This is a genomic window from Bacillus sp. 205(2023), from assembly GCF_037027485.1.
Taxonomy (GTDB): Bacteria; Bacillota; Bacilli; order Bacillales; family Bacillaceae; genus Bacillus; species Bacillus halotolerans.
This window is the reverse complement of the sequence record NZ_JAXCHF010000004.1, coordinates 134,731-145,209: the sequence shown is the minus strand read 5'-3', so window position 1 is coordinate 145,209 and position 10,479 is coordinate 134,731. Positions and strand designations below refer to the sequence as shown.

General features: G+C 37.9%; 8 protein-coding genes. 7 read left to right on the top strand and 1 reads right to left on the bottom strand.

From position 1 onward, the window contains the following. Positions 1-141: 141 nt before the first annotated feature. From WA325_RS12800 to WA325_RS12780, 5 genes are all read left to right on the top strand, one after another. Positions 142-867 carry a lipoprotein YvcA gene (locus tag WA325_RS12800; protein WP_227598867.1) on the top strand — a complete coding sequence of 242 codons (726 nt, stop codon included), beginning with the start codon at positions 142-144 and terminating at the stop codon, positions 865-867. A gap of 1 nt (position 868) precedes the next feature. Further along, positions 869-2,776, top strand: a complete 1,908-nt coding sequence (locus tag WA325_RS12795; RefSeq protein WP_336183734.1) for a DUF6792 domain-containing protein — start codon at positions 869-871, stop codon at positions 2,774-2,776. 14 nt (positions 2,777-2,790) lie between these two features. Beyond that, positions 2,791-3,150, top strand: a complete 360-nt coding sequence (locus WA325_RS12790) for a hypothetical protein (protein ID WP_105990921.1) — start codon at positions 2,791-2,793, stop codon at positions 3,148-3,150. Between the two features lie 178 nt (positions 3,151-3,328). Beyond that, positions 3,329-5,092 carry an ABC transporter ATP-binding protein gene (locus tag WA325_RS12785; protein WP_336183733.1) on the top strand — a complete coding sequence of 588 codons (1,764 nt, stop codon included), beginning with the start codon at positions 3,329-3,331 and terminating at the stop codon, positions 5,090-5,092. Positions 5,093-5,219: 127 nt separating this feature from the next. Further along, positions 5,220-6,677, top strand: a complete 1,458-nt coding sequence (locus WA325_RS12780; RefSeq protein ID WP_336183732.1) for a tetratricopeptide repeat protein — start codon at positions 5,220-5,222, stop codon at positions 6,675-6,677. A gap of 44 nt (positions 6,678-6,721) precedes the next feature. Here WA325_RS12780 and WA325_RS21460 read toward each other — a convergent pair whose 3' ends face one another. Then, entirely contained in the window at positions 6,722-7,108 is a 387-nt protein-coding gene (locus WA325_RS21460) for a UPF0715 family protein (protein ID WP_198098056.1), read from the bottom strand. Positions 7,109-7,202: 94 nt separating this feature from the next. Here WA325_RS21460 and WA325_RS12775 point away from each other — a divergent pair, with 94 nt between their 5' ends. After that, a complete protein-coding gene (locus WA325_RS12775; RefSeq protein WP_198098055.1) occupies positions 7,203-8,660 on the top strand; it encodes a hypothetical protein in 1,458 nt (485 codons plus the stop codon). Positions 8,661-9,051: 391 nt separating this feature from the next. Continuing rightward, positions 9,052-10,464, top strand: coding sequence for a C40 family peptidase (locus WA325_RS12770; protein WP_198098054.1), 1,413 nt, complete (start codon positions 9,052-9,054; stop codon positions 10,462-10,464). The last annotated feature ends 15 nt before the right edge of the window (positions 10,465-10,479 follow it).

The window sequence follows — 10,479 nt, the reverse complement described above, 5'->3', positions numbered from 1 at the left end:
CAAAACCAAGTCTGATTTCCTATTTATCCAAATTCCGCCATGATGTAACATGGAAAAGGATCATATAATCACCCCGCAACCGGGTCAATAGTATTACTTTTGAAAAATAGAATGATCTCACAAAACCCTTGGAGGTTCGTAATGAAAAAGATTATCTTTATTTGCTTCAGCTTATTACTTGCCCTGACAGGAGGATGCAGTATGAACGACAATGAAAAAAACAGCAAAAACAATGAAAATAAAACTGAAGCCGTAAAACCAAAAGACATGGATCCAAAAGACCTGCCGCAAGTTCCGGCGTTTCAGGACGAGAAAACGAGAGAATACATGGTGTCAACGAAGGAAGAGGAGCCTGGGTACTATTTGCTTGAGTCTAAGCTGAAAGGATTTAGGATGTTGTTTCCGGAGGATGGGGAATACGTACCTGATATTTCCAGCACAGGAGACAATGAAGAAACAATAGTATTTGATAGTTTTAATAAAAAAACTAACATTCAATATGATGGTCAACTGGATTATCATCAAGACAAAAGTTTTGCAAATGACAAGGATACAATGCTTGACATCGTAAGCGGAAGAAACGGTTATAAAGGAAAATACGGAGAAAGAGAGCTATTTGATAAAATTGTATATTCTGCTCAAAAGAAAAGTGTTTTTGATGACGTAGACGGAAAGAACAATTATTCTTATAGATTTTTTGGCTATGTTAAATCTACCAAAAAGGATTATCTAGGAATAGAATATTCCTTTAGATTTGCTTGTTATAAAGATGAAGAACCTTGTTCATTAAAAGAAGAAGAAGCCAGACAAAAAGTTCAAAAAATAATAGACTCCATTACCTTTTTAAAAGTTAAAAAGGAGAAATAGAATGGAAAACAAAAATATATTTGAAAATGAAAATGTGAAACTCCGTTTAATTAACTTAGAATACGATTATAAAGAAAAATTTGCTTCTGATAATGAGCATGAAACAAAGAAGGCTAAAGCCGATTTTGAAGCTGAGGTCCGAAGAATTTATAAAGAAGAAACACACCAAGAGCTTCCGAAAAACGTGGAAATATATACATCAAATGAACTTATTAAAAAAAATTCAAAAGTAGATACATCAATAAGAGAGTCCGGATATGATGGTACAGCTATTTATATTAAGGATGACAAACAACACATTAATCAACTTCATATTATTTCAGAGGGTAGTGCTGATAACGAGGACTGGTCATACAATTTCTTCGGTCTCTTTTTAGGGATAGATGACAGCCAGTATCAAGCGACAAAAGAGTTTACAAGAAATGCAAAAAAAGAAACAAAGGATTCTAATGATTTAAAGACCTTTGCTATGGGTCACTCACTGGCTAATAATAATCAGGTGATGGTTCAATTAATTGATGGGGAATTTGATGAAGTTTATGGAGTTAACGGAGCTCAAATAAGTGTTGATCACCTATTAGCAACTGATTTGAATTTGAGAGATAAGATAATGCATAAATTTCATATTAGACGCTTAAAAGATATTAATGATATCCCATCAGAAAAGTTAAAAAAAGAAATCCAAAAATACTATGAAGACAAAGGCGTAACAGCAAACATCACCCAGCGCATCTCAAAAGATGACCCGCTGTACGGAGTCAGCGGCAAGGCGGATTTCATTACATTCGGTGATGTGAAGATGGCGGATACAAACACAAGTGTAAAAGGCATCAGAAATATTATGGATGGGGTCCCTGATGAAGATGTGAGGGCGATTCAAGAATTCCTTCAAAAATATAAGGATGACTATGAAAAGGACGGCTTGAACGGTTTTATAAAGGCAGCCAGCGGGATAGACATAGATTTGATCGAAAAAGTGAAATACACAGACGGTGCTTTAAAGAAAGTAAGTGTCCTATATGAAAATTTTGATGATGTTAAGCAAATGTATGAACGAATTAAAGAGGAACTTCCAGCCTTTTTAGGGTTTCTTCATACTTTATTGAGAAACAGCGGCCCGGTCGTAGATCAGCTTGCTGAAAATGGGTATATTGATGGAACGCAAAAGAAAGTGATCAAAAAAGAATTAACGAATCTTAATGCGAGTATGAGAGGTATAGAATCGCGATACGAACATTTCATTGATCATTTAAAGCATGGTCAATTTACGCAAGCTTTAAAAGACGTTGGTGAAATAGTGGAGTATGTAAAATCAATTTTGTCCTCGATAGAAACACTCGACAAAGAAACAAAAGACGCATTAAAACTCATCGTCGACGGCCACAGCATCGTTCAAATGCTGAACGCGTTATCAAAGGAAAAAGGCTTCAGCTATAAAGGCTCCGATATTTACTTTACAGGGAAGGGCGGCTCGGGAGAAACGATTAAAGTCAATATCTCTTCCGCTGTCAGAATCTATCAAAACGGCATGAAGATCGTTGAAGATATGGAAGATGCGATTTCCGCGTACCAAAAGGTATTCCGTCAGGAAATCGATGAAGAGTTTATAGACAAAAAACAGGCAATCATCACGTCGATTCAACATATGGAAGAAAACCCTTCGCATTATGCCTTCGATCTTCAATTCCGGCTTGCGGCCGGTTTCAGTCACACATTCGATAAATTAGAGAAAATATCTGTTCATGAATCGTTCCATACAGGTGCTCTCCCTGCTAATGACGGAATTGTTGCAGAACTAAAAAAACAGACATTGGAAAAAAAGAATTTTATCAAAAATATCCGCGAGAGCATCGAAAAGCTATTTGAAAAAGAAGAAATGATCTCACAGCTATTCGATTTTCAGCCTTAGGAGGAATAGACAGAGTGACTTCCTTATTTTCAGAAAGTGAAACAGAAGTTGTATCAACCACCTATATGTTTCTAACCCATGACGAAATGAAGGGGAAAGCAGGCAGTCTCAATAAACCCATCAACGACATTCTCAGCCTGACTAAAAAATTTGAGACTGCATTAAAAGAAGAAATCAAAGGGCAAAAAGGAATGATTGTCAAAAAAATAAAAGAAGAGCTTGAATCGAAAAGCGAAAAGCAGAAAACTGCACTTCAAACGATAAAAGAAGAGCATACTGCAAAGGTTGACCGGTTCAAAATGATCATTGAAGACCTGAGGCAGCAAGAGGTTACCTTAACGTATCGAAAAAAGAAGCCTGAAAAGGATCTATAATATGAAACGTCTCCTATTCGAGTCATGAATAGGGGATTTTTATTTTCAGTGTACAAGAAAAATATACTGAAAAAGTCTCTCTCCATTGTTATGATTTAGAAAGAGTAAAAATAATCCTATTATATTCCGTTCAACCTTGCTGACCGCGTAAAGGGATTGAAACAGGGGGAAAAATACTATGTCAACACAGCAACCTAATAGAAAATTCAAAGCCTTTTTTGCATTAGTGAAACAGACAAACCCATCCTATGGAAAGCTCGCTTTTGCGCTGATTCTCAGTATTGTGACAACACTGGTCAGCCTGCTGATTCCTTTATTAACGAAACAGCTTGTCGACGGTTTTTCCATGTCAGCGCTGTCCGGCACGCAAATCGGGCTGATCGCGCTCGTTTTTCTTATTCAGGCCGCTTTAAGCGCCTACGCTACTTACGCGCTAAACTATAGCGGGCAAAAAATCATCTCTGGGTTAAGGGATTTATTATGGAAGAAATTAATAAAGCTTCCTGTTTCTTATTTCGATACTAACGCTTCAGGTGAAACTGTCAGCCGGGTCACGAATGATACGATGGTAGTAAAAGAGCTGATCACCAGCCATATCAGCGGATTTATAACAGGCATCATTTCGGTCATTGGATCACTCACCATCTTATTCATTATGAACTGGAAGCTGACGCTGCTTGTTTTAGTTGTTGTTCCATTAGCTGCGCTGATTTTAGTGCCGATCGGCCAGAAGATGTTCTCCATTTCTCGGGAAACTCAAGATGAAACCGCACGTTTTACAGGGTTGCTCAATCAAATACTTCCGGAAATCAGGCTTGTGAAGGCTTCAAATGCAGAGGAAGTCGAATACAAACGCGGAAAGCTGGGGATTTCTTCATTATTCCAGCTGGGGGTTCGTGAAGCGAAGGTGCAATCGCTTGTCGGGCCGCTTATTTCTCTCGTATTAATGGCCGCACTCGTGGCTGTTATTGGATACGGCGGTATGCAGGTGTCATCAGGCGAATTGACGGCCGGAGCACTCGTGGCTTTTATTTTATATTTGTTTCAAATCATTATGCCGATGGGCCAGATTACAACGTTCTTCACACAGCTGCAAAAATCAATCGGTGCAACGGAACGGATGATTGAGATTTTGGCAGAGGAAGAGGAAGATACCGTCACAGGAAACCAAATTGACAACGCACATCTGCCTATCCGGCTTGATCAAGTGTCCTTTGGCTATAAGCCTGGGCAGATGATCTTGAAGGATATCAGCGCCGTGATTGAAGCGGGAAAAGTAACAGCAATTGTTGGGCCGAGCGGCGGCGGGAAAACCACGCTGTTTAAGCTGCTTGAACGTTTCTATTCTCCGACTGAAGGGACCATTCGGCTGGGAGACGAGCCGGTGGATACGTATTCGCTCGAATCGTGGCGTCAGCATATCGGCTACGTGTCACAGGAAAGTCCGTTAATGTCGGGAACGATCAGAGACAATATTTGTTATGGGCTGGAACGTGAGGTAACGGATGCCGAAATCGAAAAAGCAGCGGAGATGGCATACGCTCTTAATTTTATACTGGAGCTGCCGAATCAGCTTGATACTGAAGTGGGCGAACGCGGCATTATGCTGTCGGGCGGACAGAGACAAAGAATTGCGATTGCCAGGGCGCTTCTCCGTGATCCGAGCATCCTGATGCTTGATGAAGCTACATCCAGCCTCGACAGCCAATCTGAAAAATCAGTGCAGCAGGCACTTGAGGTGCTGATGGAAGGCCGGACAACAATTGTCATCGCTCACCGCTTATCGACTGTTGTAGATGCTGATCAGCTATTATTTGTTGAAAAAGGGGAAATTACGGGACGCGGCACGCACCATGAATTAATGGCTTCCCATGACCTTTACAGAGATTTTGCTGAACAGCAGCTTAAAATGAATGCGGATTTAGAAAACAAAGCCGGGTAAATTCTGGTCGATTCAGCCAGTAAAAAAAAGAGGAGGGATTTTCCCAATCCTTCCTTTTGAACTATTGAGGGGATTACGATTTATGGTATACTACTGACGGTAATATTGTATAAAACGGAGGGTAGTTGTGGGAAAACACACTTCTGAACATAAAAATCACGCACAAATTGTCCAGCTGCTTCAAGATGGACATTATTTTTTTCATAAAGGTTTGAAAGCGTATAAAGAACGCAATCTGAAGCGGGCAAGCAAACTGATCCAGCGCGCGGTTCATTTGGAGCCGAAGGATTCAGAGATGCTTTCGCAGCTTGCGGTCATTTATTCTGAGATGGGGCAATACCAGGAATCAAACGATTTGCTTGATTATATTTTGGCGAATCTTGAGACGGAAATGCCGGAATGCCATTATTTTAAAGCAAATAACTTTGCCCATCTGGGACTCTTTCAGGAAGCTTATAAAGAAGCTGCCGCTTATTCAGACGCTGATCCGGACGGTGAATTTTCCGAAGAGAATGATAGTCTGCTTGAACTGCTTGATTTAGGAGACGGAGGGCCTGAGGATTCTTTATATGATCAGGATGAATTGCTTATCAAACAGGACCGGGCGAAGTCCTTGCTTGAAAGCGGTCAGCTTGCTGAAGCCGTTGCGGCCCTTGAGGAAATCACACACGAATATCCTGAGCTTTGGTCCGCTTATAATAATCTCGCCCTTGCCCACTTTTATTCCGGCAATGTTGTGAAAGCGAAACAAACAGCTTATCTAGTGCTGAATAATAATGAAGGAAATCTTCACGCATTATGTAATCTTCTCGTTTTCTACTATTATGAAAGAGAAGATGAAAAGGTGGCAGAGCTGAGTGATCAGCTTTCAAATGTATATCCGATGTTATTTGAACAGCGCTATAAACTGGGTGCCACTCTGTCGCTTGTCGGCCGGTATGATATCGGGTACAAATGGCTCAGATCACTATATAAAAGCGGTTTTGAAGGAGACGACACATTCTACTACTGGCTCTCGTGCTCTGCTTACTTTACGGGCCATAAAGAATTTGCCGAAACGGTATGGAGAAAAGTTGAATCGCAATATCCAGGAGCAGACCGTCCGGCTCCATGGATTGAGCGGCGGGAAGTACTTCCTTCGTCAGTAGAACAGCGATTGGCGGCCTATTATATCAGCAGCACCAAGGGTGAAACGGAGCATCTTGAAGCCGTGATACGCTCGAAGCGCATCACCGCTCCTTTTGAAAACCATTTTGTTAAGCTGCTCTTAAACGGAGATTCCGCAGCAGCAGATGTGTCAGAGGATGCGCTTTTCGCTTATCAAACGGTCAAATTGCTCGAAGAAGCAGAACAAGATGAGATGAAAACAGAAGTCATGAGCTGCTGGGTATTCCATGTGATACAGCAAATCCGCGCAGCGGGGCCGCTAAAAAATGAGAGAGGCTGGGCAGCGGCAATCTCTTATATTTGGAAAGAAGCTCACGGCGAAAAGGTTAATAAAAAAGATATATCTGATAAATTTTGTATTTCGCCAAGCACGTTAATCAAATATATTAAACAAATTGATGCAATTTTAGAATCTTAATAACAAAAAGAGGCTGTATTTAAACAGCCTCTTTTTGTTATTTTCTATTTATTTTGTGTAAAGATGGAGTCTGTAATCCAAAATACTAAAGAACTGATTAATGTAGTGAAAATAACCTCTTGGATATCTCTTGTAGAACTGAAAAATGTTAATAGTACATTTATCAAGATTGATACCAAAAAGTAAATAGATAGGTATTTAGGATTTAATTTTTTCGGTTTAGTGTTCAGTATAACTTGTACAGGAAGAGCAAAAACAGCATAGAAAATTAAGAAAAATAAAAAATAGACTTCAAAATAAGAAAAAGAAACACCATTTTTCAAAAATAAAAATATAGATACAAAGATATCAAGAACTATTGAGCTAGTAATCAAAGTAAGAATTAACCTGATTATGAAACTAAATGAAAATAATAAATTTTTATTCCTCATATGTAAATCTCCACCTTAGTAATTGTTGCCAATACGTATAGTACTATGTTAATATATTATCCGTTATAAATCAATAATCAACTGGAGGTTTCACATGAAAAAGTTTCTAGGTTTATTACTTTTATTTTTAATGATTTCATTTTCAAAGAGTGCAATTGCAGCTTCGAATCAAGATGTCATTATTAATAAAGATAATAGTATTGCTAACATAACAGTGCAAGAAAAAGGGGACTATTTTAAGGTTTATGATGAAAAAAACAAATTAATTTATAATGGTTCTTCTAATAAATTGAAGGTTAATATCAGTGAAAATATTCAAAAGTATAAAATAGGTGTTTATAACAAAAAAAAATTATCAAAAGTAATTGCGATTAAAATTGATAATAGTTCTAAAATTCAACAAGAAAAACCAAAAGCTCAGTCGGAAGGGTTTACAATTTTAAGCAAAAATAGTGATCTTGAAAATAAAAAATTGGAATACAATAAGGATATTAATGAATATCCCGAACAGAAAAGCGTTGACAAATCGATAGAACAAAACGGTTTGCAAGTTCAATCTAGTTCTGATGGGGTCTCTCTGTCTTGGAATAAAATCACAGGAAGCAATAATGTTTATAAAATATATAAAAATGAGAAGCTTATTAAAGTAACTAAAAATTTAAACTATCGTGATACAAATGTTAAAACTGGAAAAAGATATACATATACGGTAGAAACAAAAGTTCCACTTGGCAAGACATCAATTAATAAAGTCAATAAAAAATTAAAAAAACAAAAGATTGATAAGAAAAAATTAAGTATGGATGAAAAAGATAATTTATATAATATAAGTGCAGTTTTATCCAGCATTGTTGATGTGCCAGAAGTTTCAGAAGAGTCATTAAAAACTCAAAATCAACTTGTTGAAACTAGTAACGTAAAATCTCAAAAAGGATCGTCTAGTTTAGTAAAAGCGCAAAGCACATATTCTAAAACAGATGCGTTTAGTATTATTTATAATACTTTTATTCCTTATAAAACTGTAGCAGATCCCAATTTTATTAAAGGGGGCTATTTAAAAGGCGACAATAGAGGCTTTAATAGAGATGCTTCAAGTAGTCGTACTCATTCTATGGTTAATTTGCAATTTCAAAACCCAACATCAATACGGTTAGCTGAAAAGAAAATAGGAAAATCGTATAGATGTTCAGATAAGAATTGCAATAAAGTTCTTGAAAGCAATGTAGCCTCAAACAAGGGAATTTTTATCGATGTCGGCGCTGCTTCAAGTAAAAAACTCTCTTTCACTTTTTATCATACTGCAAAAATTCCTTTTGGAACAGGAGTTCCAGGAGTTTCTTATCCGTCAATTGATTCTCGTTGGACTTTAACAATGACAAATTCTTCACTTGTAATTAGTGGGCAACATGACAAAGCACCGAATCATGAGATTTATTTAGTATCCATGGCAGGTAAGGCTCAAACTCTTTATAGATTTTCTGTTTCAGGAACAGGTTCTTTTAAATACCTAGTAGATGTATTTCCTAAACAATCATTTAAAAAGACCTTCTAATTAGATAAAACCCCGAGTCAATTCAAACTCGGGGTTTTATTATTTAAATCATCTCATCTAACTAATCAAATCTATGTTGGTTTACCAAGATCCCAAGTTTATTAGATAAAATGACAAAAAAACAAGTGCATGAAATGTGTTTGAAACACAAATGTAATAAAATTTATCGCTAATTTGTCGAAACTTGATGGTATAATGATTCTCGTACATAAGGAATTAGTGTTTTTTACATATGATGTGAAATAAACGCTATACACCCAGATTAAGAGATGCACAGAATAATTAACCATAAACAATCATCATTCCTCGTAGAGTATGAGGAACGAAACTTGATGTTCAAAATACAATTCCAAATGAGAACAGGTTCACAGTAAAAGGGAGGATATAAAAAGTGAGAAAGAGTTTATTGACACTTGGTTTGGCTTCCGTCATCGGGACAAGCAGTTTTTTGATCCCATTTACAAGTAAAACTGCATCGGCGGAAACATTAGATGAAAAGAAACAAAAAATCGAAAGCAAGCAATCTGAGGTTGCTTCCAGCATTGAAGCGAAGGAAAAAGAATTAACTGAGCTTCAGGGAAATCAATCAAAGATTGAAAAAGAACTGAAAGACATTAACGCGAAGGCGCTCGATACAAGCAACAAAATTGAAGATAAAAAAGAAGAAAACGATAAAACAAAAGAAGAAATCAAAAAACTGAAAAAAGAAATTAAAGAGACTGAAGCCCGCATCGAAAAACGCAATGAAATCCTGAAAAAACGTGTTCGTTCTTTACAGGAAAGCGGCGGATCTCAAGGGTACATAGATGTCCTTTTAGGATCAACGAGCTTTGGTGACTTTATCTCTCGCGCGACTGCGGTTTCATCTATTGTGGATGCAGACAAAGATTTAATCAAGCAGCAAGAGCAGGATAAAGCGAAGCTTGAAGATTCGGAAGCGGATTTGAATGACAAGCTGAAAGAAGTTCAAGCTGCACTGGCTAAATTAGAAACAATGCAAAAAGACCTTGATAAACAGCTTGATGAAAAAGACAAGCTTTTCGACGAAGCAAAAGAAAGCCAGAAGAAAACGGCTAAAGCGATTTCTGAATTAAAATCAGAAGCGTCTGACCTTGCAAACCAAAAAGCAGATACTGAAGAAGAACAAGCGCGTATCAAAAAACAACAAGAAGCTGCGGCTGCCCTGATTAAAAAGCAGGAAGAAGCACAAAAAGCATCTGATGAAACACAAACAGATGACAGCCAAACGGCTACAACTGAAACAGCAAAAGCAAGCTCATCTGATGATGATTCTTCAGACAATTCTTCTAAGGGTTCATCTAACAGTTCGTCTAACGGCTCATCTTCTAAGAAGAGCAGCAGCTCAAGCAATAACTCAGGCGGCACTGTCATCAGCAACTCAGGCGGAATTGAAGGCGCGATCAGCGTTGGTTCAAGCATTGTCGGACAATCTCCGTACAAGTTTGGCGGCGGACGCTCTCAGTCTGATATCAACAACCGTATTTTTGACTGCTCATCATTCGTTCGCTGGGCTTACGCTTCTGCAGGTGTCAACCTTGGACCTGTTAGTGGAACCACTACTGACACATTGATCAATAAAGGAAGAGCTGTAAGCGCGTCAGAAATGAAACGCGGAGACCTAGTCTTCTTTGATACTTACAAGAAGAATGGACACGTTGGTATTTATTTAGGAAACGGTACTTTCCTAAATGACAATACATCTCATGGTGTGTCAATTGATTCTATGAGTAACCCTTACTGGAAAAAATACTTCAACGGCAACGTAAGACGTGTTGTTCAATAATAAATAAGACAAGGG

Bases quoted from the DNA above. Each gene is read 5' to 3' on its own strand.
- WA325_RS12775 (WP_198098055.1), top strand. From the start codon at position 7,203: ATGAAAAAGTTTCTAGGTTTATTACTTTTATTTTTAATGATTTCATTT.
- WA325_RS12785 (WP_336183733.1), top strand. From the start codon at position 3,329: ATGTCAACACAGCAACCTAATAGAAAATTCAAAGCCTTTTTTGCATTA.
- WA325_RS12795 (WP_336183734.1), top strand. From the start codon at position 869: ATGGAAAACAAAAATATATTTGAAAATGAAAATGTGAAACTCCGTTTA.
- WA325_RS21460 (WP_198098056.1), bottom strand. From the start codon at position 7,108: ATGAGGAATAAAAATTTATTATTTTCATTTAGTTTCATAATCAGGTTA.
- WA325_RS12800 (WP_227598867.1), top strand. From the start codon at position 142: ATGAAAAAGATTATCTTTATTTGCTTCAGCTTATTACTTGCCCTGACA.